We start from the raw sequence: 25,763 nt of genomic DNA on the forward strand, positions 1-25,763 counted from the left end.
TGAAACCAACTGGAGGGATATGAATGTCAGAATTCAAACAACAGGAGTTGTTCTGGGGCCGCATGTTTCACGCGGAAGACCGCCCCAGTGCATTCCCTTCGTTTCAAGTGTCCGACTCAACATTAAAGCGTGATGTATCGAGTGCATCTGACTGTATTCACAGTTCATTGAGTTCAGATGTATCACGGCGCATCCTGACCATGACGAATCAAACGCCAATGGCCGTCTATCTGGTTCTCCTGATCGGAATTGAGTCCCTATTGTACAAATACACGGGGGAAGAGGGTGTAATTACAGGGGTTCCAACCTTTGAAGATGAAACTGATGAAGATCTTCGTTTAGATCAGCTCATGTTAATCAAACAAAATATAAATGCCGACAGTACGTTTAAATCTATATTCCATGAACTGAAACATACGCTGGACGAAGCGATCCTATATCAGGACGTTCCCTTTGATAAAATGGCCGGACAGCTGCGACTGGACTACAATACAAATCATTTGCCAATCATCCATACGGTTGTTTCATTAGAGCAAATTCATTCTAAGCGTTTCATAGAAACGGCTGCTTCAGATGCCTTATTTCAGTTTGCTATGGAGGAAGACTCGATTGATGTAAAGTTATTTTTTAATAAACAAGCCTATGACCGTCAGTATATGATGCAGGTAATCGGGCATTTAAACCGTCTATTTTCTATCATGTTATTTCAGCCAGACCTCACTCTCGGTGAAGTAAATATTTTGTCTGAAGCGGAGACAAATACATTTCTCGTTGACTATCATCATACGAAAACTGAATATCCGCGAGATAAGACGATCTATCAGTTATTCGAAGAACAGATGAAACGAACACCCGATCAAGCAGCCATTATTTGCGGAGAAAAACAATTCACGTATCGTCAGCTCAATGAACGTGCCAATCAATTAGCCCGAACGTTGAGAGCCAAGGGCATGCGGACGGATCGGCTCGCAGCCATCATCAGCGATCATAACATTGAGGTGGTAGTTGGAATACTGGCCGTATTAAAAGCGGGCGGTGCCTATGTGCCAATTGATCCGGATTATCCGAAGCATCGCATACAGTATATAGTAGATGACTCCCAAGCTGATATTGTCTTGATGCAGAGCCATCTCCGAAAGCAATTGGAACTTACGGGCACAATGGTTTTCATCGATGAGGAAAGTTCTTACCACGAAGACGGCTCTGACCTTGAACCGATCAGCAGTACGAAGGATTTGGCCTATGTCATCTATACGTCGGGTTCCACAGGCAAGCCTAAAGGTGTGGCAATTGAGCATCAAGGCTTAACCAATTATATTTGGTGGGCCCGCAGGGTATATGTCAAAGGAGAAAAAAACAACTTTCCGCTATACTCGTCCATCGCTTTTGATCTGACGGTAACGTCTGTTTTTACTCCGCTTATTACCGGCAATGCCATTATTGTCTACGGAGGAGAAAACAGGGCGGCCTTGCTTTATTCCATTGTGCAGGATCCGAGGGTGGATATTATCAAATTAACCCCGGCTCATTTGCAGTTATTAAAAGAAATGAACATCTCTCCTGAGTGCACCATTCGGAAATTAATTGTTGGCGGCGACAATTTAAGCACGCGTCTCGCCCAAAATATCAGCGGACAATTCGGCGGCAGAATCGAAATCTTTAACGAATACGGCCCTACAGAGACAGTCGTCGGCTGTATGATTTATTCCTTTGATCCGCAAAACGACAGACGGGAATCAGTGCCGATCGGAACCGCTGCGGACAATATGAACATTTATGTACTGGATAAGAGCATAAAGCCGGTGCCAATCGGCGTCCCGGGAGAAATTTATATCAGCGGGGACGGCATTGCCAGAGGTTATTTGAACCGGCCGGAATTAACGGCGGAAAGGTTTCTGCGGCATCCCTTTGTACCGGAGGGGAAAATGTACCGGACGGGAGACTTGGCCAGGCGGCTGCCGGACGGTAATATCGAATACCTCGGAAGGATCGACCACCAGGTGAAAATCCGCGGTTACCGCATTGAAATCGGTGAAGTCGAAGCCGCATTTTTTCATATACCGCCGATTCAAGAAGCCCTCGTTATTGCACAAGAAACCAACGGGGAAACATCTTTGTGCGCCTATTATACGGCACAGCATTCTTTAACCGCAGGTGAGATCCGGGAACATCTGTCCCGGCAGCTTCCGGCCTATATGATACCTGCTTATTTCGTACAGCTGAAAGCGATGCCGCTTACTTCCAACGGAAAAATAGATCGTCAGGCACTGCCTGTTCCAACAGGAAATCTCACGGGCAATACCTATACAGCTCCGCGGACAGAACTGGAAAAAATCCTAGCCGGAGTGTGGGAGTCGGTATTAGGCGCAGAACGCGTCGGAATCGACGATCATTTCTTTGAGCTGGGGGGAGATTCAATAAAGTCGATTCAAGTGACATCAAGCTTATATCAATCAGGGTATAAGCTTGACATCAAACACTTGTTCAAGCATCCGACGATCGCTGGGGTTGTTCCTTTTGCAGAGCCGGTCATCCGAATCGCTGAACAAGGAGAAATTAAAGGCCGGTCGCTTCTGACACCGATTCAGCATTGGTTTTTCGCCCAGCAATATCCGGATTTGCATCATTATAACCAATCCATCATGCTTTGTTGGAAAGAGAAATTGGATGAATCGAAGCTTCGCAAAGTCATGAGGAAGATTGCTGAGCATCACGATGCTTTACGTATGGTTTATGTTCCGACAGAACATGGATACCAAGCCCGAAACCGGGGGATCGATGAAGGAGATTTATTCAGCCTTGAAGTGTTCTCCTTACTTGAAGAAAACAACCCTGCCCAAACGATAGAAACGATCTCCAATGACATTCAGCAATCCATCCATTTAGCCGAAGGTCCGCTCATGAAACTGGGATTGTTTCAATGTCAGGATGGAGATCATTTGCTGATAGCGATTCATCATTTGGTCGTCGATGGCGTATCGTGGAGGATTTTACTTGAAGATATTGCAGCAGCTTATGAGCAGCTTCAAAACGGCGAAGCGATCCGGCTTCCGAAGAAGACAGACTCATACCTTTTATGGGCTGAACAATTGAAACGTTATGCAGAAAGTCAGGAATTCAAAGCAGAAAATCAATACTGGTTCGGGCAGAAACATAACCCCCAACATACATTGCCAAAGGACAAAGAACAGGAGACCGGTCTGGCCGAAGACCGTGAAACGATCATCGTCCAATGGACGGCGGAAGAAACCGAATCTTTATTAAAAAAATCTAACCGGGCCTATACGACTGACATTAACGATTTATTGCTGACCGGACTTGGAACGGCTATTCATCGTTGGACCGGTTATGAAGACATTCTCATTCATCTGGAAGGACACGGCAGAGAATCTATTTTTCAAGACCTTGATATTTCACGTACGGTGGGATGGTTCACAAGCCTATACCCGGTTTCGCTCCAAATTAAGGCAGACCAGGATATTTCGCAGCGGATTAAAACAGTGAAAGAAAATTTGCGTAAGATCCCCCAAAAAGGAATAGGTTATGGCCTGATTAAGTATTTGTCCGATCACCCGAAGGCTTCCGAATTTACCGGACAGCCGGAAATCAGTTTCAATTATTTGGGTCAATTTGATCAAGATTTCCGAAACGGCAGGATGGAGGTATCTCCTTACTCAAGCGGGAAAACAGTCAGTGACAAGCGCCCCATACCCTATGCACTTGATATCAATGGCATGATTTCAAACGGTCAATTGTCGTTGGCAATCAGTTATTGCGGTAAACAATATCAAAGAGAAACAATGGAAGCCTGTGCCGATCTCTTAAAAAGCAGTTTGCAGCAAGTCATCGAACATTGTGATGCTCAAGATCAAATTCACCTGACGCCAAGCGATATTTCGTTAAAAGATATAACGATCGGTGAACTAGATCAATTTGTGCAACAAACACATCACCTTGGTGAAATTGAAAATATATACCCATTAACCCCTATGCAGAAAGGAATGTTGTTCCATAGCTTGATCGATTCGGCTTCCGAAGCTTACTTTGAACAAGCTGCTTTTGATCTGAAAGGTTTCTTGGATATCGAGGCATTTAGGATGAGTTTGGCGCAGCTGGCCGAAAGATATGACATTCTTCGAACTCTTTTTTATACAGAATGGAAAGATCAGCCTTTGCAGATTGTATTCCGGCAAAAGCCGATTGAAACGGTCGTTGAAGATATTCGCAGCATGAACAGTCATCAACGCAGCGAGTTTATTGCCGATTTTGCGAGAAGAGATAAGGCGCGAGGATTCAATCTCACACGAGATGCTTTAATGCGCGTATCGATACTGAGGACAGATGTAGACCAAGCGCGATTGATATGGAGCTTTCATCATATTTTAATGGATGGCTGGTGTTTGCCTCTTGTTACGAAAGAAGTGTTTGAAACCTATTATGCGATTCTTGAGCGAAGGCAGCCGAAGCGGGGAGCCGTCACTCCATACAGCCGATATATCGAATGGCTGGATAAAAAAGATCACAAGCAGGCAGCAGCCTATTGGCGTAATTATTTGGAAGGCTATGAAGGGCAAACTGTTTTGTTACAAGAACAATCCTCCAACCAGCCGAAAGGATACGAAAGAGGAGAGCATGCGTTTCGTTTAGGAAAGCAGCTCACAGACGAGATCAAACGGGCCGCAAGCCACCATCAAGTCACGCTCAATACATGGATACAAACCGCATGGGGTCTATTGCTGCAAAGATATAACGGGAGTCAGGATGTCGTTTTCGGCACTGTCGTATCCGGCCGGCCGGCAGAAATCCCGGGAATTGAAACTATGGTCGGTTTATTTATCAATACCATTCCCGTGCGTATTCATACGCAACCTGAAATGACAGCTGCACAAGTATTGAAAATGAACCAGGAGCGGGCACTGGCTTCTCAAGCATACGATACATTTCCGTTGTATGAAATTCAGGCTCAAACTGAGCAAAAGCAGCAGTTGATCAATCATATTATGGTATTTGAGAATTACCCGGTCGAGAAACAAATAGAACATATGAAGCAGGATGACAAAGCATTAGACATTATCGATTTTCATATGGAAGAACATACCCATTACGATTTTACTTTTATAGTTATGCCGGCCGGAGAAATTGAAATTCGTTTTGTATACAATCGTGATGTTTATGATCAAGCATGTGTCGAACGGATGCAGGCGCACTTCATGCAAATCATTAAGCAAATGGCGGACGATCAGGAAACTCGCGTCCAAGAACTGAATATAGTAACAGCGGATGAACGATCGCTCCTGATAGACAAGTTTAACGATACGGCGGCCGAGTATCCAAACAAAAAGACGATTCATCAATTGTTTGAGGAACAAGCGGAGCGAACGCCGGAGCAAGTGGCGATTGTTTTTGAAGATCAGAAGCTGACGTATCGGGCATTAAATGAACGCGCTAATCAGTTGGCCCGAACTTTGGTCGCCAAAGGACTTCAGGCTGAGCAGCTTGTTGGCATTATGGCGGAACGTTCACCGGAGATGGTGTTAGGCATCCTCGCTATTTTGAAAGCGGGAGGAGTTTATGTACCGGTCGATCCGGAATATCCGGAAGAACGCATCCATTATATGCTTGAAGATTCTAACGTCTCTATATTATTATTGCAAAATCATCTTCTAAAATGTACCGCTTATCAAAATCATGCTGTCTTCCTTGACGATCCGTCATCATACGACGCCGAAGCATCCAATCTCAATCTAAGGACAGCCCCAAATCAATTAGCCTACGTCATCTATACATCAGGAACAACGGGGAATCCGAAAGGAACGCTCATTGAACATAAAAATGTGGTCCGTCTATTATTTAATAACAAAAACCTTTTTGATTTTAACGCATCGGACACATGGACTTTGTTCCATTCCTTCTGCTTTGATTTTTCAGTGTGGGAAATGTACGGAGCGCTGCTGCATGGGGGCAAATTAGTGATTGTTCCGAAACAAACAGCAAAAAACCCCGAAAGGTATTTGCAATTGTTAAAGTCGGAAGCAGTGACAATTTTAAATCAAACGCCAAGTTATTTCTATCAACTGATGCAGGAGGAGAGAGCATATTCCGAATCCAATTTAAACATCCGAAAAATCATATTTGGCGGAGAGGCGTTAAATCCATCCTTCTTGAAAGACTGGAAGATTAAATATCCTTTAACGCAATTAATCAATATGTACGGCATCACGGAAACCACCGTTCATGTCACATATAAAGAAATCACGGAACGAGAAATCGCCGAAGGCAGAAGCAACATCGGACAACCTATTCCTACCCTGCAAGCGTATATTTTGGACGAATATCAACGCATTCAGGTAATGGGCATACCGGGAGAGCTCTATGTTGCAGGAGAGGGACTGGCTAGAGGATATTTGAACCGCCCGGAATTAACGGCAGAGAAATTTGTTGAACACCCATTTGCCCCAGGCGAAAAAATGTACAAAACGGGAGATGTCGCCCGATGGCTGCCTGACGGCAATATCGAGTATTTGGGAAGAATTGATCATCAGGTGAAAATCCGGGGCTACCGGATTGAACTCGGCGAGATCGAAACAGCTTTATTGCAACTGGAATCTGTCAAAGAAGCGGTCGTCATCGCGATTGAAGAAGAGGGCTCCAAGCAGCTGTGCGCCTACTTGACAGGAGACGAATCATTCAATACGGCGCAGCTGAAGCGGCATTTGCTGAACAAACTGCCCGCGTATATGATTCCAGCCTATTTTGTACAAGTAGAGAAGATGCCGATAACCGCTAATGGAAAAATCGACTGGAAAGCTTTGCCGGCTCCTAAGGGAAATAGGCTCACCGGAACCGAATACGCAGCACCCGAAACGTTAATTGAAAAGCAGCTGGCCGAGATTTGGAAGAACATTTTAGGTCTCACTGACCCGGGGATTAAAGATAATTTTTTTGACGTGGGCGGCCATTCACTCAAAGTTTTGCAAGTTATTCATCAAATTAACGCCAGTATGGGAATCAAAATGCATTATCAAGCCGTATACGATTTTCCTACCATTGAAGCAATGGCACGCGCCATTCAAGCAGCGGTGTTCGAGTCCAAGACGGATAACGTATTCGTCAAGATGAATCAGAACGGTTCTATCCCTGTGTTCTGTTTCCCGCCTTTAATCGGGTATGGGCTGGTTTATAATGAAATGGCGAAAAGACTTGATGGCAGCTGCACCGTCTATGCCGCTGATTTCTTAGAAGAGCCGTCTTATGAGAAAGAGATCGTTGACCTGTATGCAGAAAGTATGATAGGTATTCAAGAAGAAGGGCCTTTTGTTTTGCTTGGTTATTCTTCGGGCTCGAATTTGGCTTTTGAGGTTGCTAAAGCCTTGGAGAAGCGTGGACGCGTCGTATCAGACATTATGATGCTGGATTCTAAAATAGCCGTTTCTGTGACTTATTTATCGGAAGAGGAAACTGAAGAGATCATCCATCTGAATCTGGATATCATTCCGGATTATTATAGAGAATTATTAACCATTCCTTCGATTAAGGATAAAATCAGAAGCTACCTTGCGTATCACAATGAACTGATCAATTCCGGCACCGTCAACGCCAACATACATCATTTGGTGTGTGGCGATTTGACTGATAGAGGATGGACGCAATCAACTGTACAGCATTACCTTGAGTACAAATTAAAAGGAGACCATGTGACGATCTTTGAACCTCATAATATCGAAGAAAATGTGGATGCAATTCGATCTATTATAAAAAGGATTGAAGAACGGCATCATCAAGGACTTATTCTTGATGAACAACTGTCAATGGGATCGTTTGCGGGAGACGCAAAGTTTGACAAAATGTAAATGATCAAGTGTAAAACGCCGCTGGCCTGGCAGTCAGCGGCTTTTTTTATTAAAAAGGCGAGAGTAATACTCCTGTGTTTGCAAGGCTTACTCTAGAAGCGTTCTTCATGACCAGTTGTCATCAAATGGTAAAAAAATCATCATCCATTTTAAGGAAAAAAGAAGGATGTCAAGTTATTAGAAAAAAGTGTAGCGTATGTTTATGGGTTCTAGCTTTATTATTGAGTTGCTTATCTGCGGAGTCTGCTTTTGCTGCCGGTACTACAATTTGTCATCAAATGTTAAAAGACCCCCAAATTTAAAGAAAAAGGAGGAGCGTTAAGTTATGTGTAAAAAGTGTAGCGTATGTTTATGGGTCCTTGCTTTATTATTGAGTTGCTTCACTGGGAAGTCTGCGTATGCTGCCAGTACTACAATTGCAAAACATGCAGGGAATTCAAACCCGCTTATAGACCATCATTTGGGAGCAGATCCGTTTGCGCTGACCTATAACGGAAGAGTCTACATCTATATGTCAAGCGATGACTATGAATATAATAGCGACGGAACGATTAAGGATAATTCATTTGCCAATTTGAATAAAATATTCGTCATTTCTTCAGCAGATATGGTGAACTGGACAGATCACGGAGCGATTCCTGTAGCGGGTGCCAATGGGGCGAATGGCGGCCGGGGGATTGCCAAATGGGCAGGAGCATCATGGGCCCCGTCAGCCGCGGTGAAAAAGATCAATGGTAAAGATAAATTTTTCCTTTATTTCGCAAACGGCGGCGGAGGTATCGGGGTTCTCACCGCAGACAGCCCGACCGGCCCATGGACAGATCCGATCGGAAAAGCGCTGGTAACGCCAAATACGCCAGGAATGTCCGGTGTTGTATGGCTTTTTGATCCGGCAGTATTCGTAGATGATGATGGTACCGGTTACCTATATGCCGGCGGAGGCGTTCCGGGCGGTTCAAATCCCACGCAAGGGCAATGGGCCAATCCTAAAACAGCAAGAGTCATGAAATTAGGGCCTGATATGACCAGTGTTGCCGGAAGTGCATCTACGATTGATGCGCCTTTTATGTTTGAAGATTCGGGAATGCATAAGTATAACGGAAAATATTACTATTCCTATTGTATTAATTTCGGGGGCGCACACCCGGCCGATAAACCTCCAGGTGAGATCGGCTATATGACCAGCTCAAGTCCTATGGATTCTTTTTCGTATAGAGGGCACTTTCTGAAGAATCCGGGAGCATTTTTCGGAGGCGGCGGGAACAATCACCATGCTGTTTTCAATTTTAAAAACGAGTGGTATGTGGTGTATCATACTCAAACTGTCAGCTCCGCTCTTTACGGGGCCGGCAAAGGATATCGCTCTCCCCATATTAATAAGCTTGTGCATAATCCAGATGGCTCCCTGCAAGAGGTAGCGGCAAATTTTGCAGGTGTCAAACAGCTATCCAACTTGAATCCATATAACCGGGTAGAAGCGGAAACGTTTGCCTGGAACGGACGGATTTTGACAGAGGCATCCTCAGCACCCGGCGGGCCGGTCAATAATCAACATGTCACAAACATTCATAACGGAGACTGGATTGCTGTAGGAAATGCAGACTTCGGGTCAGGCGGTGCCAGGACGTTTAAAGCAAATATAGCATCGGTTGGAGGCGGAAAAATAGAAGTGCGTCTCGATAGTGCAAACGGTAAGCTTGTCGGAACCTTGAATGTCCCTTCCACAGGCGGAACGCAATCTTGGAGAGAAATAGAAACTGCGGTAAGCGGCGCAGCCGGTATTCACAACGTATTCTTTGTATTTACCGGAACTGGTACAGGAAACTTGTTTAATTTTGATTACTGGCAGTTTACGCAAAGATAGGAGAAAACCTTTTGTTTGTAAATATAAAATGAGACAGTACAGATTTTTCTAATACCGTAAAAGACAGATGAAGGAGAGGAAAAAATGATTTCATGCGTAAAAAAACCACTTTTTGTATTATTGGTATGTTTCACTATGCTGTCAGTCATACTAACCGGACCAGGCGCCACTGAAGTTTTGGCAGCAAGTGATGTAACAGTTAATTTATCTGCAGAAAAACAAGTGATTCGCGGATTTGGAGGAATGAACCACCCCGCTTGGATTGGGGATCTTACAGCAGCTCAAAGAGAAACTGCTTTTGGCAATGGACAGAATCAGTTAGGTTTTTCAATCTTAAGAATTCATATTGATGAAAATAGAAATAATTGGTACAGAGAATTAGAGACTGCAAAGAGTGCGATCAAACATGGAGCAATCGTTTTTGCTTCTCCCTGAAATCCTCCAAGCGATATGGTCGAAACCTTCAATCGTAATGGTGACACATCAGCTAAACGGCTAAGATACGATAAGTACGCCGCATACGCGCAGCATCTTAACGATTTTGTTACCTTCATGAAGAATAATGGTGTGAATCTTTATGCGATTTCCGTTCAAAACGAACCTGATTATGCACACGACTGGACGTGGTGGACTCCGCAAGAAATGCTTCGTTTTATGAGAGAAAATGCCGGTTCGATTAATACCCGTGTCATTGCGCCTGAGTCATTTCAATACTTGAAGAATTTGTCGGACCCGATTTTGAACGATCCGCAGGCTCTTGCCAATATGGATATTCTCGGAACCCACCTTTATGGTACTCAGGTCAGTCATTTTCCTTATCCTCTTTTCAAACAAAAAGGAGCGGGGAAGGACCTTTGGATGACGGAAGTATACTATCCGAACAGTGATAACAACTCGGCGGATCGATGGCCCGAGGCATTGGATGTTTCACATCATATTCACAACTCGATGGTAGAGGGAGATCTTCAAGCTTATGTTTGGTGGTACATTCGCAGATCATACGGTCCTATGAAAGAAGACGGTGCGATCAGCAAACGCGGTTACAATATGGCTCATTTCTCGAAGTTTGTGCGTCCCGGCTATATAAGGGTTGATGCAACGAAAAACCCTAATCCGAACGTTTACGTGTCAGCCTATAAAGGTGACAACAAGGTCGTTATTGTTGCCATTAACAAAAGCAACACAGGAGTCAACCAAAACTTTGTTTTGCAGAATGGATCTGCTTCTCAGGTATCTAGATGGATCACGAGCAGCAACAGCAATCTTCAACCTGGAACGAATCTCAATGTAACGGGCAATCATTTTTGGGCGCATCTTCCAGCTCAAAGCGTGACAACATTTGTCGCAAATCGTTAAGGGTACCTAAGGCAAGTGGTACCGCGTTGAAATTGAGCGATTTTCCGATCGGAAAATCGCTTTTTTCGTGTCTTGCGTCTGAAGCATGCAGCATTAAAGACTTTACATGCGGGAGGCATCAGTTTGTCATTGTGAAGGCTGCAGGTCAAATCCTTGAAAAATCAGGGAAGATGACTAATGATGTGCGACTGACAGAAATAGAGTTACATTTTGAAACAGATATTCACATGATTAAAAAACATTTACACGAATATGATAAATGTTCACTTTACTCGTTAAAAAACTATTAAACATGGAATCTTCTAGAGTTAGAGAAACTATATTTCGGCTGTATTATCATGGCACAATTAACGCCAACTTTGATAAAGCATTAATAGATCCTAATTTGGAGGTGTGGTTAAATGGCTAGAAGCAGATTTTACGAAAAACCAGACATTGATCCAAAGAGTTTAGAAACTTCTCGATAGCCAAATTCATTTAGTCATGTTTTTTAGAGAATTCGATATTAAGGACTCTAAGCTGCAACATAAGATTAAGTAAGTACTTTGCTGACTTTATGGGTCATGGGCTGCTTGAAGATCATAAATATTTTGAAATTGTTAGCGATCACAAGAAAGTCAGGGAGTAGATATGATTCACTGAAGATAGGATGTAATAGTTTCACAGTTTTGAAAAGCGCTTATAGAGCAATGTATGTATTTCACATTCGCCACTTTTATTAATTAAGGGGGAACAAGAAAATGAAAACTTATGACGCATTTCCAGAACCAATTGGCGGCTATACTGTCGGTCGAACCCAGATGGATTTTGAGTACACGGCATCAGATCGCTCAAAAAGAGAACTGACGGCGTTTGTGTACTATCCGTCCGACAGTAGCGAAGGTAAGGCTACATCAACGTACATGTTTCCTGAAGTCTACGAGATGTTTAATGAGCAGCCGCTTGTCACTGCGTATCTTAAAGGGAAGGATGTTTTCTCTATAGATATCAAGACCCAGTGTTACGACGACCTTGCTCTCTCCGGGAAGGAAAAGCGCTATCCGGTGTTATTCTATGTTTGCGGCGGGGGCGGTTCTCCAGAATGGGGTACAGTGATCTGTACAGACTTGGCAAGCATGGGATATGTTGTGGTAAGCATCGGTCATCAGAATAGCACGATGTATAAGCGTAAAGAAGGGCGAATGTTAAATGTATCAAAGGATTTTTCGGATGTCATTATGGCGTTTTCTGAAGATCCGGAGATGCTGGCGTTGGCTGGTAAGATGGAGATGCGGCCTGACGATGAAACTGCTATTGAGATGTGCCATAACGTGCTTACACTGCCGATACTTGCCAAGTTAACAGAGTATAGTGAATTACAGGCAGAAGATGTAAGGTATGTAGCCGATTATCTTTACAAACTGGACTCTGGAGAGCTGAATTCCATCTTTAAGGGCAGATTGTTGCTTGACATCGGCATGGGCATAGTTGGACATTCTTATGGAGGGCCTACGACGGCGATTGTTTGCCGGGACGACGACCGGTTCGCCTGCGGGATTGGCTTGGATAGCGGTGCGTTCGGCCTTCTCGACAGCGACCTTAATAAACCCTTTTTGCTACTGTTTTGTGAACCTAACTATAACATGAATGCGATAATTGGCGCTAACAATAGCATGGAAACCTATTATTTCTCTGTTGATCGTGTTGCGCATTTAGATTACTGCGACATCGTGTTTACCAGTGTTAATAAGGAACTCAGAGGCGAACGGGATGCTATGGAGATGCGAAATCTTGTTACAGACTATACGAAGAACTTTTTTGATCATTACATACTGCAGAAGGCTGCAAGTGTGGAAAGTCTGGCATACGATGGCGTGGACTTGATCAAGAAGACCAGCAACAAGTGACATAACCGAGAGGTTGCTGATAAACGCATGTCAAAGAGCTAGCCGTAAAATACAGTATGATGAAGATTTCAACTATATGGAAGTGTAATTATTGAAGGCTTTATTGATTGGATAGAAAATGAATGAGACGAACAACTCCTAACTGAAAAACCTTTATGACCGATTTAATTTATTGAGGACGTAAAGGTTTTTTGATATTACAAACAAATGGGTGAAACTGTAGATAAATTAGAATGGGTCCTTGTTTATGTCCCTGTATTCGAATTTTATCTAGTTTACATAATATATATTCTAGGAAGTAAACAAAATAAATAAATTTCTGTCTCAATATCAAAGTATACTTAAGCTAGTGAGACAGAAAATGAAATTTTACAGTTGAATCTCTAATCAAAAAAATGGCGTAGTCAATCCATAATAAACCGCTTCTAAATCTTCCAGCGTCATATCGCCATATGCACATTTGATAACCGAGTCCGCAAACACATCGTAGTCATAATCTGTAGAAAATCCTTGCTGCAGCTGTTTTTCGTAAACTTCGATCTGTTCTTTTTGATTTTGGATGTCTTTTTCCTTACCTGGATAGTCCGGACCATTGATTACATCATTCATTTCTTTGAACAGCACCATATACTGTTTCAATGTTTCATCCACAATGTAAACCTCCTTATTTGCTGTATAAGATGATGAAAACGGACATCAGCAATAATGATGTCCGTCAAACGCATAACTATTTGGGTTCTGTTCCCCAAATCAGTTTTCCGTGATTATATAATGTGATTTTTTTCGTTGTTTTAAACGTATTGGATTGGAAAAAGGAATAATCCCTGCTTTGTGCATAATTGCTCCAGTCATCATTATGAAGACGAAGCTGAACGTCCCCGGTGCTTGCTCCCGGTGACAGCGTTCCGTTTTTAAAACCTAGTTCCAGATAGGCATCTGCGCCTTGCTTAGGTTTATGTAACATCACAAACTTGTGTGTCACATTGCTGCATCCGATCTGCGCGTAGTCACAGTCATAGTTTTGGCCTTTGTTTTTCGCGTTATACCAGTAACGGACAGTGACATCTTTTAAATCAACCGTGGTGCTGCCATTATTTTTCATGTGAATCTGCGGGCGGATTTGGTTGCCGTTCACACTTCCATCACCTACTCTGTATTGCACAGAGATACTGTTTTTCTGTGTCGGTTTATCTTGTGTTGGCGTTTCAGGGCTGTCCTTTGTCGAATCTTTGGTGCCGAGAATGTTTTCTCTTACGAATGTTCCTGAAGCGGATAAATCGGATAACGGCCAGCCGCCTGTTTTAGATGCTCCCGGCTTTAAAGCTGAAGACGATTCCTGCTTATCAGAAAGATTCCAGTTCACCCAGCTGATATTCTTGCTATTGAGATAATTCAGCCATTCCCGCGACTGGTCAAGAAATACTCCGCCATTTCCGGAAGCATCACTTGTCCCCCATTCCGTCACAAAAATAGGCGCTCCTTTGCTGAGGGCATAGTTTGCTTTATCCCGTAAAAACTGGCCATGTGTGCCGGCATAAAAATGAAGCGCGTACATGACATTTGCATCCTTTAGCTGATCATCGGCAGCATCATGCACATCCTGGCTCCATGTACCGGTTCCAACGATGATGAGGTTGTCAGGATCATGTTTACGGATAACGGAAATCACTTCTTCCGCATACGGTTTAATATCACGCTTCCAGTTCACATCGCCGTTTGGTTCGTTCGCAATTTCATAAATGACGTTTGGCGTGTTTCCGTAAAGGCTCGACATTTCCTCGAAAAATTCTTTAGCCTTCTCTTTATTTTGATTTGGATTGCCGTCATTTAAGATATGCCAGTCAATGATGACATATACCCCAAGCTCTTTTGCCGCTTCAACCGCTTCTTTCACTTTGTTTTTCACAGACGGATTATCAATATAACCGCCGTCTGCCGTATACATCGCCGCTCGGAAAACCGTAATGCCCCAATCGTCTCTCAGCCATTTCAAGCTGTCTTTATTGACAAAGTCGCCAAACCATTGCAATCCGTGTGAACTAATCCCCTTCAGCTGTACCGCTTTGCCGTCTTGATTGACTAGCTGTGTACCTTTTATGCTAAGCTGGCCATTTATGGATACTGGCGTTTTTGCCTCTGCTGCAGATGCTTCTGGAGCCGCCAAACCGCTGGTTGCTAATAATGCAATGAATAAACATACGATTAAGATAGAGACTGAACGTTTCATATATGATATTTTCTCCTCCTTTAAATTATATAAAATATGCCTAGTAACTCACCGCTCTCCCTCCCTTTCGCTTTTTAGCACGGACTCATTGTAAAAATCTTTCTCACGATTGTCTATCAACCTAATTTCTTGTTTTTAGACGGCTTAAAAGCCTGTCTATTTGCTCTTTTTGTCTTATCTCAGATACAGCTGACACATGCGGAACCAAAGATAAAAGTGTTTAACCAGGACTTTACACGTTATTTTTTTATGTAATCAAAACATTCCGCTTCTTTTGGGCAAATAAAAAGCTGCATTCAATATATTGAATGCAGCCGTGTTCTTATGCTTCTTGTTTCTCATCTTCCCAAGTTTCAGCGTTTTTCAGACCCGGGATGTTTTTCGCTTTGAATACAGGATCTAATCCTTGCTTACGCTGTTTCGCGTAATCTTTATACACTTTATAAGCAACGTTTGACAGCAGCGCAATAACAATTAAATTAATCAGCGCCATGATACCCATAAAGAGGTCCGCCATATCCCAAACGATTTGGAAGCCTGATAAAGATCCATAGACAACCATCGCAATAACAGCGACACGGTAAATATTCAGCCATGTTTTGCTTGTTTTAATAAATTCAATGTTTGTCTCGCCATAATAATAGTTCCCGACAACTGAACTGAATGCAAACAAGAACATTGCGACTGCGATGAAGCTAGGCGCCCATCCTCCAATATGATGATTAAGGGCAGCCTGCGTTACTTGGATACCATCACCTTTTGGTGTTACACTATACAGCAAAATAATGAACGCTGTGGACGTACATACGATAAATGTATCGAAAAATACGCCTAATGTTTGAATAAAGCCTTGCTTTGCCGGATGCGATACATGAGCCGTCGCAGCCGCGTTCGGAGCGCTTCCCATTCCTGCTTCGTTCGAGAAAAGTCCGCGCTGAGCACCGATAACGATGATGCCTCCTAATCCGCCGCCGACGATTTGCTCAATACCGAAAGCATTTTTAACAATTGTTGCGATAATGCCAGGGAATGCCGTTATATTGGTAATAACGACAAACAAAGCAATGAGGATATAAATGCCTGCCATAACCGGCACGATTAACTGTGATACAGCTACAACACGTTTCAAACCGCCAAAAATGATAAACGCAGTTAAAGCTGCCAGAACGATGGCTACAACTATTTTGTTTACATGGAATGCGCCATCCAACGCCCCTGCAATTGTATTCGTTTGAACAGCGTTAAAGATTAAACCGAATGAGACCGTAATTAAGACAGCAAAAACAACGCCAAGCCATCTGACCCCAAGACCCTTTTGGATATAGTAGGCTGGTCCACCGCGGAAGTTATCTCCGTCCTTCACTTTATAAAGCTGCGCTAACGTACTCTCAACAAAACTTGAAGCCATCCCTACAGCAGCTACAACCCACATCCAAAATACAGCGCCCGGTCCGCCTGTCGCAATTGCTAAGGCTACACCAGTCAAATTCCCTGTGCCGACTCGGGATGCGGCCGAAATAAAGAATGCCTGCATAGATGAGACACCTTTATTTCCTTCTGGTTTCTCCCCTACTATTCTGAACATTTCAATAAAGTAACGGAATTGGATAAAACCAAAACGTATGGTAAAAAACAATCCAAGCCCTATTAAAATATAAAATAGGTAATTCCAGATGAAATCACTTGGAATATTAATTAAACTGTTGAAAAATGACCCCATATTTACCTCCCGTTTTCATCAATTCATGGTGAATTCAAATTTGATGTTAGATTTTTTAACATAACGAGTCTTATTATATCACAATATGTCGAATTAGGAAGTTTTTTCGTGAAGATTATTGTTCTAGATTGAAGTTCACGCCTTCGGTCTCTCTCTATTATTTTCCTATGAATAGAAATATTTCTTATAAGCTTGTATTTTAAAAAGAGTTCTCTTTTAAAATAGTAGAATTTCTCCCCTGGCACTTTCTGTTTCCTTTGATACATAAAGTCATATATCCTAAACAACAAACATATCATCTAAGATGCGTTTTCATTCACATCTTAGACCGGGTATACATACACTAATAAAAGAAATTTCTCTTTCAAAAATAAGCAAAAAGATATATACTTAACAAAGTGAACTTTATTTTTAAATTTAATAAATCAGGTTTACTTTTGGGATGGATTGGGGTATTATTATAAAAATATTCAGTAATATTAAAGGAGGGGAAGATCATTTGAAAAAGGTAACGATACTGAAAGCGTCCATCTTGTTCTTGGCGATTGCCAGTTTTCATTTGTTCTCAATCCCCCATGCCTTTGATATTGGCCATCATTATAAAGCTGTAGCCGACCAGCAGGAAATGCATGAGATGAAAGCCGGCCAAAATGCAGATGATGAAAAGAAATCCATCGCAGGAGCATTTGCGCTGACTGCTTTATGGGCAATGGCTGTTCTGCTTATAACCGCTGAAAGCAAAAATACGGGTTACTCCCGCAGGCGCCAGCGCAAAAAAAGCTTTATACTGGCCAAATTTTATCAATCGTCTTATTTCGGCAAACTTCATGTTCAACATCACCCGATTATATAACGAAAATATGAGGAGGCTGTTAAACATGTTGTTTATCTTAAGAATGGTGATTTTAGGCTTATTTTCTTTCACAGCGCTGAATTTATTTGCATGGCAAGGAATCGAAGTCATTCATGCCATGACAGATCTTTTCTCCAGCCATGAAAGCTGATTAAAAAACAAACGAAACCCGCTCGCATAATGTGAGCGGGTTTTTTATTATTGTTCTGTATGAAGGCGCCAGACAGCTGTGACCTTGCCTGACTCCTCTTCATCAATAAAGAAAGAGCCATTGCTGTATCTGTCGTTAGTCCGGAAGTCTTTTGCCAGGAGTTCTTTTCTGTCACCTTTTTCTGTTTCCGCCATAAATCGCTGATGAAGACCGCAAGCAAACAATGCTGCGACTCGGTGAGGGTTCTTCTTCAGTTCCCTTAGCATTACGACACCGCGTTTTGCGCGGGATGTTTTTTCAAATTCAGAAAGGCTCATGCGTTTCACCGCTCCCCGCTGAGTGAACAACACAATTGAATCGGATTCTTGAAGGATCTCTCCGGAGACAACAAAGTCATCTTCTTTTAGGTTAATCCCTTTGACACCTGCCGCACGTGCGCCAACTACATTTACTTCGTCTTCTCCAAACCATAGGCCGTACCCTAGGTGAGTGGCCAAAAAGATCTGGCTCTCCCCATTTGTCACATGTACATCAATCAGTTCGTCTTCACCCTTCAGATTTAAGGCCACAAGCGCTTTAGAATAACGCTGTGCTTTATAATGGGTGAGTTCTGTCTTTTTCACCATGCCGTTTTTCGTGAAGAACAATAGATACGCCGACGGGTCAAATTCTTTTATCGGTATGGCCTTTACAATCGTTTCATCACGATCAATGGTGATCATATTTGAAAAATGCTGGCCCATGTCCTTCCATCTGATATCAGGCAGCTGGTGAACCGGACAATAGATGTAGCTTCCTTTGTTCGTAAAGAGCAGCAGCACATCCGTCGTATTCATTTCAAACTGATGCAGCATCCTGTCCGTATCTTTCATTCCGAAATCCTGACCGTTGGAAGCGGCAAATGAGCGCTGGCTCGTCCGTTTTAGGTAACCATCCTTCGTAACGGTCACATATACGTCCTCAGACGCTACCATGACTTCAAGGTTAATTTTAATTTCCTCAATTTTTTCTTCAATCACAGAGCGTCTCGTGTCTGCATATTTCTTTTTCAGTGCTTTTAAGCTGTTTGTGATCACTTTTAACAGCTTTTTATCATTGCTCAGAATGGATTCGAGCTCTTCGATTTTTTTGCCGAGCTCTTCTGCCTCTTCCTTCAGCGCTGTGATATCTGTATTGGTTAAACGATATAGCTGCAATGACACGATGGCTTCAGCCTGAGGCTCTGTAAAGTCATATTTCGCAATCAAATTGTTTTTAGCGTCACGTTTATCGCTTGAAGAACGGATCGTTGCAATGACTTCATCCAAAATGGACAAAGCTTTCATAAGACCTTCTACGATGTGATGTCTGTCTTTTGCTTTTTGAAGCTCGTAGACAGACCGGTTTGTGACGACTTCCTTCTGGTGGCCGATATATGCATCCAAAATAGACGGCAGGCTCATCAGCATCGGACGGCGGTTATGAATGGCCACCATATTAAAGTTATATGTGATCTGCAAATCGGTATTTTTATATAAGAAATTCAAAATGCCTTTGGCATCCGCTTCTTTCTTCAGTTCAATGACCACTCTCAGCCCTGTCCGATCCGTTTCATCACGAACCTCTGAGATGCCCTCAACCTTTTTATCAAGGCGGTACTCGTCCATTTTTTTCACAAGGTTGGCCTTGTTTACTTCAAATGGAATTTCCGTAATGACAATTTGTTCACGTCCGCCTCTGATGGCTTCAATTTCAGCTTTTCCGCGGATAATAATTTTTCCTTTTCCGGTTTCGTAAGCTTTTCTTATGCCGTCAACGCCTTGAATAATACCGCCTGTCGGAAAATCAGGCCCTTTAATGACTTCCATGAGTTCATCAATAGAGCAAGATGGCATTTGAATACGCTTAATGACAGCATCAATGACTTCTCCCAGATGATGAGGGGGAATGTCGGTCGCGTATCCTGCTGATATCCCGGTAGATCCGTTGACCAATAGGTTAGGAAACATCGCCGGGAGTACAACAGGCTCCTTGCTTGTATCATCGAAGTTCGGCACAAATTCAACCGTATTTTTGTCAATATCCCGAAGAAGCTCAGATGCAATCGGAGATAATCGTGCCTCTGTATAACGCATGGCTGCCGGGGGATCTCCGTCGATGCTTCCGTTGTTCCCGTGCATTTCGATTAACACATTTCGCACTTTCCAATCCTGGCTCATCCGCACCATTGCTTCATAAACCGAACTGTCACCGTGCGGATGATAGTTACCGATAACGTTACCGACCGTTTTGGCTGCTTTTCTGAAGTTTTTATCAAACGTGTTTCCATCTGTATGCATCGCATACAGAATTCTGCGCTGTACCGGCTTTAAGCCGTCTCTTGCATCAGGAAGCGCCCTGTCTTGAATAATATATTTACTGTAGCGTCCAAAACGGTCGCCGATGACCTCTTCTAATGGTAAATCATGAAATAATTCTGGCTGTGACAATCATTAAACCTCCTCAGCGACCGATAAGTTTTCATTTTCTAAAATATTGCTTTCATCATCTAAGCCGAAAGCGACGTTTTTCTCAATCCACTTTCTGCGCGGCTCTACTTTGTCTCCCATTAACGTCGTCACACGTCTCTCTACACGTGCCGCATCGTCGATTTTGACTCTTACAAGCGTGCGGGACTCCGGATTCATTGTCGTTTCCCACAGCTGGTCTGCGTTCATCTCTCCAAGACCCTTGTATCGCTGAATGGTATATCCTTTTCCGACTTTTTTCAGGACATCATCCATCTCTTCATCAGACCATGCGTATTCAATGATTTCCTTTTTCCCGCTTCCTTTGCTGACCTTATATAAAGGAGGCAGTGCAATGAACACCTTGCCATGCTCAATGAGCGGCTTCATATAGCGATAGAAAAAGGTGAGAAGCAGGACTTGAATATGAGCGCCGTCGGTATCGGCATCTGTCATAATGATGATTTTGTCATAGTTGATGTCATCGATTGAGAAATCTGCTCCGACACCCCCGCCAATCGCATGAATGATCGTATTGATCTCTTCATTTTTAAAGATATCAGCAAGCTTAGCTTTTTCCGTGTTAATGACTTTACCGCGTAAAGGCAGAACCGCTTGGAATCTGCGGTCTCTTCCCTGTTTAGCTGACCCGCCTGCTGAATCCCCCTCAACGAGATACAATTCATTCTTTGCCGGGTTTCTCGAACCCGCAGGCGTCAGCTTCCCGCTTAATGTCGCTTCTGATTTTTTTCGTTTTTTGCCGCTTCTTGCTTCTTCACGGGCTTTGCGTGCCGCTTCGCGCGCCTGGCTCGCTTTGATTGCTTTTTTAACAAGAAGCGTTGCAGTATCCCGGTTTTCTTCTAAAAAGTAAGCAAGCTGCTCTGACACAATCGCATCAACCGCTGATCTCGCTTCACTAGTACCGAGCTTTCCTTTTGTTTGTCCTTCAAATTGAAGAAGCTCCTCAGGAATGCGAACAGAAATAATAGCTGAAAGCCCTTCCCTTATATCGGTGCCTTCCAGGTTTTTATCCTTTTCTTTCAGCAAAGCCACTTTTCTCGCATATTCATTAAAAGCACGTGTCATCGCTGTTTTTGCACCTGACTCATGAGTTCCGCCGTCTTTTGTTCTGACGTTGTTAACAAACGATAAAATGTTTTCAGAATAGCCGTCGTTAAACTGGAACGCAAAGTCTACTTCTATTGAATGATGCTCTCCCTCAAACGAGACCACTTCAGACAAGACGTCTTTTTCCTCATTTAAGTAAGCGACAAACGCTTCTATGCCGTTCTCATAATAAAAGGCCTCATGTTGGTCATTGCGCTCGTCAATCAGCTCAATTTTTAATCCTTTTAACAAAAACGCAGATTCTCTTAAGCGCTCGGAAAGCGTTTCAAAATTATAAGTTGTTGCGCTGAACATCGTTGGATCTGGCTTAAAGTGCGTAAGCGTTCCTGTCTTTTTTGTTTTGCCGATCTTTTCAAGAGATGTAACCGGTTTTCCTCCATTTTCAAATCGCTGCTGATAGACGAAACCGTCCCGCTCAATCGTAACCGTCAGCCATTCAGATAAAGCATTCACGACTGATGCACCAACTCCGTGCAGCCCTCCGCTTGTCTTATAGCCGCCTTGGCCGAACTTTCCTCCGGCATGAAGCACCGTTAAAATCACTTCAGGGGTTGGTTTGCCGAGCTTATGCATTCCGGTCGGCATGCCGCGGCCTCTATCCTGGACAGAAATACTGTTGTCTTTATGTATTTTGACGATTATGTGATCTCCATGGCCGGCAAGCACCTCGTCGACAGAGTTATCTACAATTTCATAAACCAAGTGGTGCAAGCCACGCGCGTCAGTAGAACCAATATACATACCCGGCCTTTTCCTGACGGCCTCAAGGCCTTCGAGCACCTGTATGGCATCTTCGTTGTAATCAAATTGCTGTTTTCTAGCCAAACGTACAAACCCCTTTCAAAAACTAACATTGTCTTTCTCTTTTTCAGTGTTACGCATCAATTGTATAAAGTATTTGTTAAAACCTCGCCTCGAGCCGGTACTGCCTTGGACTCCCCATTATAACCAATATGTTCGCAATCGCAACATAGAGCTAACGAATCAGTTCGCAAAACATCGGTTAGTGCTGTTTTTACACTACGAGAACGTATGTTTGTTTATTATATATAAAGCAGCAGACCTTCGCAAATCGAACGGCCGAAACCCAGCTAGACAAGGTATTCAAAAAAAGCTGTTCAAGCTTTATTGTATCTGTTTCACCGTAATACGCAAACAATATCTTAAAATTAAAAAGCAAAAATCCTTGAATTCACAAGGATTTTTGCAGTTCTGCACCTATTTTGTTACAGCGTGCGCCACTTTTATGCACAGATCCATGATAACCGTTCTGTCTTTTTCCTTTAGCATCTGGTAAGCTTCTTCGTTTACCAGTCCTTGCTGTGCCCAAAATACTGGGGCATCTGTCTCCAAAAACTCTTCCGCCACGCCTGGCAGCTGTTCTGAGCGCCGGAATACATTGACGATGTCAATCGGACCGTCAATCTCTTTTAAAGATGAAACGGCTTTGACACCAAGTGCCTCATCAATTGTAGGATTAACGGGAATGATTTCATAGCCCGCATCCTGCATCGCTTTGGAAACCATATGTGACGTTCTATCCGGGCGGTCCGAAAGCCCCACCACCGCGATTCGCTTGCTTCTTTCAAGAATCTCTTTAATTTCCGCTTTGGAAGGGTTTTGCATCATGTACCACTCCTTTTTTATCTATTTTACACGATCAAAATGTAAGAAATCAAAATATGATGCATGTTTGATTGAATTTGCAAGCAAACTTTAAAAAAACTTATCATCAGATTATGATATCTCATGTTAAAATAGAAAGAAGGGACTTTGAAAAAGGAGAAATGTAGATGTTAATTGCTTTATTGATTATTTTGGCCTACTTGATAGGCAGCATTCCATCTGGCTTAATTGTGGGCAAGCTTGCCAAGGGAATTGATATTCGGGAGCATGGAAGCGGCAACTTAGGCGCTACCAATGCATTCCGTACGCTGGGCGTAAAAGCAGGTTCGATCGTGATAGCCGGAGATATTTTGAAAGGGACGCTGGCAACTGCATTGCCATTTCTCATGCATGTTGATATTCACCCGCTTCTAGCAGGGGTCTTTGCAGTTTTAGGCCATGTGTTTCCCATCTTCGCTAAATTTAAAGGCGGCAAAGCCGTGGCAACGTCCGGAGGCGTTTTGCTATTTTACGCACCTCTGTTATTTATCACGATGGTTGCGGTATTCTTTATCTTTTTATACTTGACTAAATTTGTTTCTCTGTCATCGATGTTAACAGGGATCTATACTGTTATATATAGTCTCTTTGTCCATGATAAGTATTTATTGATTGTCGTTACCCTGCTCACTATTTTTGTGATATACAGACATCGGGCGAACATTAAACGAATTATCAATAAAACAGAACCTAAAGTGAAATGGTTATAAACCTTCTCTTTTGACACAGAATAGCCTAATACGTTTATAATAGAGAAAATTCAAATGAAGAACAAAGGGGTGTTCTGTTATGAATATGACAATTAACGAAGACGCACTGAACTGGTATAAGGAAGAGCTCGATTTAGAAAGCGGAGACCAGGTTCGCTTTTTCGTCCGCTACGGCGGCTGCAGCAACGTTCAAAAGGGATTTTCCCTCGGAGTGGCAAAAGATGCCCCACAAGAGGCTGGAGCCACTGCAGAAGCCGGCGGCATTACGTTCTTTATTGAAGAAAGTGATCTATGGTACTTCGATAACCACGACCTTCTAGTCAGCTATTCAGAGGACGCTGGTGAACCGGTTTTTGAATACCAATAAAAAAGAACGCACATTATGTGCGTTCTTTTTTTACAAATGAAATCGTATAAGATGATCAGTCAGGTTTTCTTGTTCCAAAATATATTTTTGTGTCTCACCCAGCAGATCAAAGTGAGGAAATTCACTTTTTCTATGTATCCATTCTTTTTTTAAACCGTACGCCGCTCCCCATTGAATCAGCTTATCAATATCTGCACAGCCGGCTTTTGTCACGGTCTTTGCTTCTGGAAACCGGTCATCCAGCCAATAATGTGTTAAAAATGCGATTTCTCCTCTTTTCACGGCGTGTTTCCACCGGTTGAGTTCCTCACGTTTTACACCAAACGCCATATCTCATTCACTTCCCTATTTTTTGGCCTTTTCATATGCTGCGTGCCAATCTGGGAAAGCTTTGCGGAACTGAATAGGCTTAAAGCTTTCTTTATCCACACAAATATGAGATGAGGTGGCTTCGATAGAAAGCTCACCGGCCGGATTATAAATGTGATAACCATAAATGGTTTTAAAGCCGTTGTATTCCTCTATCCATGTGTGCACAACCGCGGTTTCTCCGTAATGAAGCGGCTTTTTATAGGAAATATTGATATCAACGACTGGAGAAAGAACGCCTTTCTTTTCCATATCACTGTATAAAAAGCCTAAGTCCTTAATGAGGGCCGTTCTGCCGAGCTCCATCCACACAAGATAATTTGCGTGATAGACAATCCCCATTTGATCTGTTTCTGCATAACGCACTTCTATTTCTTTTTTTGATACATGCAAGATTACTCTGCTCCCTTAACGTCAATTTAGCCCCATTTTACCATAATCAAATCAGAAAGAAAAAAACCAGGTTTCCCTGGTTTTTAAGAGCGGTATCCGTTTTCTCTCGCTGCGGACTCGTCTTGAATTTCATTGCGAAAAGCTTCGATGCTCTGTTCGCGTCTTGCATTTTTTTCTTTGATGCGCTGCTTATCTTCTCCCGAAGCAAACTCCATTGATTCTTCTGCTTCTTCTATGTTTTCAATTGTGTTTTGAACCATATCCTGCAATTTTTCTACATTATCAGAACGATCATCAGGTTTTGGCTGCTGCTGATATTGATTTTGGTTATTCGTCATTCGGATGTACCTCCTAGAAATAAACTCGGTTCGGCGTTACTCGCCTTTTGTCTGCATGATGATAGGCTGCTGCCCGGAAGTATCATGCATTTTTTCCCCTTTATTGGCTTTATATTTCACAGGCTTTGTACCCAAGTGGCTTGGAGCATATTGAGGCTGACCGTTTTTCTTGTTGTTTCCCATGTTTATCCCTCCTCAACAGATAGGATTCTCAAAAGGAGGGGTAAACATGAATACAAATTAAAGGTTATTTTTGCTTAAAGCGCTGTTCAAGCTTTTCCTCAAGCTGATTTAAATACTCTGTATTGGTCATCAGCTCTTTTTTGTTTTCCATGACGAGCTCATGAAAAGAACGCTTTCTCATCTTCTTCACTCTTCTCACCTCCGCATATTCTTTTAT

At 42.8% G+C, this 25,763-nt stretch carries 18 protein-coding genes and 1 pseudogene; 8 read left to right on the plus strand and 11 right to left on the minus strand.

Going from position 1 to position 25,763, the window contains the following annotated elements; translation table 11 throughout:
• Positions 1-23: 23 nt before the first annotated feature.
• The 4 genes and pseudogenes from CVV77_RS03070 (at position 24) to CVV77_RS03095 (ending at position 12,956) form a co-directional block, all read left to right on the plus strand.
• The gene (locus tag CVV77_RS03070; RefSeq protein ID WP_100274619.1) at positions 24-7,850 is read left to right on the plus strand and encodes a non-ribosomal peptide synthetase; all 7,827 of its coding nucleotides are present in this window, start codon (positions 24-26) and stop codon (positions 7,848-7,850) included.
• Between the two features lie 325 nt (positions 7,851-8,175).
• A complete protein-coding gene (locus CVV77_RS03075) occupies positions 8,176-9,714 on the plus strand; it encodes a glycoside hydrolase family 43 protein (RefSeq protein WP_100274620.1) in 1,539 nt (512 codons plus the stop codon).
• Between the two features lie 84 nt (positions 9,715-9,798).
• A pseudogene (gene xynC / locus CVV77_RS03080) lies at positions 9,799-11,070 on the plus strand (glucuronoarabinoxylan endo-1,4-beta-xylanase XynC).
• A gap of 740 nt (positions 11,071-11,810) precedes the next feature.
• Positions 11,811-12,956, plus strand: a complete 1,146-nt coding sequence (locus CVV77_RS03095) for an alpha/beta hydrolase (RefSeq protein WP_100274622.1) — start codon at positions 11,811-11,813, stop codon at positions 12,954-12,956.
• A 387-nt stretch (positions 12,957-13,343) separates the two neighbouring features.
• Here CVV77_RS03095 and CVV77_RS03100 read toward each other — a convergent pair whose 3' ends face one another.
• The 3 genes from CVV77_RS03100 to CVV77_RS03110 form a co-directional block, all read right to left on the minus strand.
• A complete protein-coding gene (locus CVV77_RS03100) occupies positions 13,344-13,607 on the minus strand; it encodes a YnfE family protein (protein WP_019258537.1) in 264 nt (87 codons plus the stop codon).
• A gap of 76 nt (positions 13,608-13,683) precedes the next feature.
• A complete protein-coding gene (locus CVV77_RS03105; protein WP_100274623.1) occupies positions 13,684-15,183 on the minus strand; it encodes a cellulase family glycosylhydrolase in 1,500 nt (499 codons plus the stop codon).
• Positions 15,184-15,505: 322 nt separating this feature from the next.
• The gene (locus tag CVV77_RS03110) at positions 15,506-16,903 is read right to left on the minus strand and encodes an alanine/glycine:cation symporter family protein (RefSeq protein ID WP_100274624.1); all 1,398 of its coding nucleotides are present in this window, start codon (positions 16,901-16,903) and stop codon (positions 15,506-15,508) included.
• Between the two features lie 499 nt (positions 16,904-17,402).
• On the opposite strand from CVV77_RS03110, the gene CVV77_RS03115 reads away from it, so the two are divergent.
• Both CVV77_RS03115 and CVV77_RS22275 read left to right on the plus strand, forming a co-directional pair.
• Positions 17,403-17,756, plus strand: coding sequence for a hypothetical protein (locus tag CVV77_RS03115; protein WP_142397311.1), 354 nt, complete (start codon positions 17,403-17,405; stop codon positions 17,754-17,756).
• 25 nt (positions 17,757-17,781) lie between these two features.
• Positions 17,782-17,907 (plus strand): hypothetical protein, encoded by a 126-nt coding sequence (locus CVV77_RS22275; RefSeq protein WP_258459136.1) that lies wholly within the window; start codon positions 17,782-17,784, stop codon positions 17,905-17,907.
• Between the two features lie 47 nt (positions 17,908-17,954).
• Here the strand turns inward: CVV77_RS22275 and parC are convergent, their stop codons facing one another.
• From parC to CVV77_RS03130, 3 genes are all read right to left on the minus strand, one after another.
• The gene (parC, locus tag CVV77_RS03120; RefSeq protein WP_019258533.1) at positions 17,955-20,375 is read right to left on the minus strand and encodes a DNA topoisomerase IV subunit A; all 2,421 of its coding nucleotides are present in this window, start codon (positions 20,373-20,375) and stop codon (positions 17,955-17,957) included.
• A 3-nt stretch (positions 20,376-20,378) separates the two neighbouring features.
• On the minus strand, positions 20,379-22,346 hold the full coding sequence (gene parE / locus CVV77_RS03125; protein ID WP_100274626.1) for a DNA topoisomerase IV subunit B: 1,968 nt from the start codon (positions 22,344-22,346) through the stop codon (positions 20,379-20,381).
• A 393-nt stretch (positions 22,347-22,739) separates the two neighbouring features.
• On the minus strand, positions 22,740-23,147 hold the full coding sequence (locus CVV77_RS03130; RefSeq protein ID WP_032732000.1) for a CoA-binding protein: 408 nt from the start codon (positions 23,145-23,147) through the stop codon (positions 22,740-22,742).
• Positions 23,148-23,314: 167 nt separating this feature from the next.
• On the opposite strand from CVV77_RS03130, the gene plsY reads away from it, so the two are divergent.
• Together plsY and CVV77_RS03140 are read left to right on the plus strand one after the other, a co-directional pair.
• Complete coding sequence (gene plsY, locus CVV77_RS03135; RefSeq protein ID WP_003238179.1) at positions 23,315-23,896, plus strand: glycerol-3-phosphate 1-O-acyltransferase PlsY; 582 nt, start codon at positions 23,315-23,317, stop codon at positions 23,894-23,896.
• Between the two features lie 79 nt (positions 23,897-23,975).
• Positions 23,976-24,263 (plus strand): HesB/YadR/YfhF family protein, encoded by a 288-nt coding sequence (locus CVV77_RS03140; RefSeq protein ID WP_003238180.1) that lies wholly within the window; start codon positions 23,976-23,978, stop codon positions 24,261-24,263.
• 30 nt (positions 24,264-24,293) lie between these two features.
• Here CVV77_RS03140 and CVV77_RS03145 read toward each other — a convergent pair whose 3' ends face one another.
• The 5 genes from CVV77_RS03145 to CVV77_RS03165 all read right to left on the minus strand — a co-directional run bounded on the left by CVV77_RS03145 (position 24,294) and on the right by CVV77_RS03165 (position 25,736).
• Entirely contained in the window at positions 24,294-24,593 is a 300-nt protein-coding gene (locus CVV77_RS03145) for a hypothetical protein (RefSeq protein WP_019258529.1), read from the minus strand.
• Between the two features lie 15 nt (positions 24,594-24,608).
• A complete protein-coding gene (locus tag CVV77_RS03150; protein ID WP_060398713.1) occupies positions 24,609-25,025 on the minus strand; it encodes a YbgC/FadM family acyl-CoA thioesterase in 417 nt (138 codons plus the stop codon).
• An 83-nt stretch (positions 25,026-25,108) separates the two neighbouring features.
• Positions 25,109-25,363 carry a small acid-soluble spore protein Tlp gene (tlp, locus tag CVV77_RS03155; RefSeq protein WP_003238183.1) on the minus strand — a complete coding sequence of 85 codons (255 nt, stop codon included), beginning with the start codon at positions 25,361-25,363 and terminating at the stop codon, positions 25,109-25,111.
• 36 nt (positions 25,364-25,399) lie between these two features.
• On the minus strand, positions 25,400-25,546 hold the full coding sequence (sspN, locus tag CVV77_RS03160; RefSeq protein ID WP_003221249.1) for an acid-soluble spore protein SspN: 147 nt from the start codon (positions 25,544-25,546) through the stop codon (positions 25,400-25,402).
• A 64-nt stretch (positions 25,547-25,610) separates the two neighbouring features.
• Positions 25,611-25,736, minus strand: a complete 126-nt coding sequence (locus CVV77_RS03165) for an FbpB family small basic protein (RefSeq protein WP_003244964.1) — start codon at positions 25,734-25,736, stop codon at positions 25,611-25,613.
• Between the last annotated feature and the right edge of the window lie 27 nt (positions 25,737-25,763).

Origin of the sequence: Bacillus sp. SN1, assembly GCF_002796895.1 — a bacterium.
GTDB lineage: Bacteria > Bacillota > Bacilli > Bacillales > Bacillaceae > Bacillus > Bacillus inaquosorum.

Excerpts from the sequence above, each read along its gene's own strand:
- CVV77_RS03070 (WP_100274619.1), top strand. The coding sequence starts at position 24 with ATGTCAGAATTCAAACAACAGGAGTTGTTCTGGGGCCGCATGTTTCAC.
- CVV77_RS03075 (WP_100274620.1), top strand. The coding sequence starts at position 8,176 with ATGTGTAAAAAGTGTAGCGTATGTTTATGGGTCCTTGCTTTATTATTG.
- CVV77_RS03095 (WP_100274622.1), top strand. The coding sequence starts at position 11,811 with ATGAAAACTTATGACGCATTTCCAGAACCAATTGGCGGCTATACTGTC.
- CVV77_RS03105 (WP_100274623.1), bottom strand. The coding sequence starts at position 15,183 with ATGAAACGTTCAGTCTCTATCTTAATCGTATGTTTATTCATTGCATTA.
- CVV77_RS03110 (WP_100274624.1), bottom strand. The coding sequence starts at position 16,903 with ATGGGGTCATTTTTCAACAGTTTAATTAATATTCCAAGTGATTTCATC.
- CVV77_RS22275 (WP_258459136.1), top strand. The coding sequence starts at position 17,782 with ATGTTGTTTATCTTAAGAATGGTGATTTTAGGCTTATTTTCTTTCACA.
- CVV77_RS03130 (WP_032732000.1), bottom strand. The coding sequence starts at position 23,147 with ATGCAAAACCCTTCCAAAGCGGAAATTAAAGAGATTCTTGAAAGAAGC.
- plsY (WP_003238179.1), top strand. The coding sequence starts at position 23,315 with ATGTTAATTGCTTTATTGATTATTTTGGCCTACTTGATAGGCAGCATT.
- CVV77_RS03140 (WP_003238180.1), top strand. The coding sequence starts at position 23,976 with ATGAATATGACAATTAACGAAGACGCACTGAACTGGTATAAGGAAGAG.
- CVV77_RS03145 (WP_019258529.1), bottom strand. The coding sequence starts at position 24,593 with ATGGCGTTTGGTGTAAAACGTGAGGAACTCAACCGGTGGAAACACGCC.
- tlp (WP_003238183.1), bottom strand. The coding sequence starts at position 25,363 with ATGACGAATAACCAAAATCAATATCAGCAGCAGCCAAAACCTGATGAT.
- sspN (WP_003221249.1), bottom strand. The coding sequence starts at position 25,546 with ATGGGAAACAACAAGAAAAACGGTCAGCCTCAATATGCTCCAAGCCAC.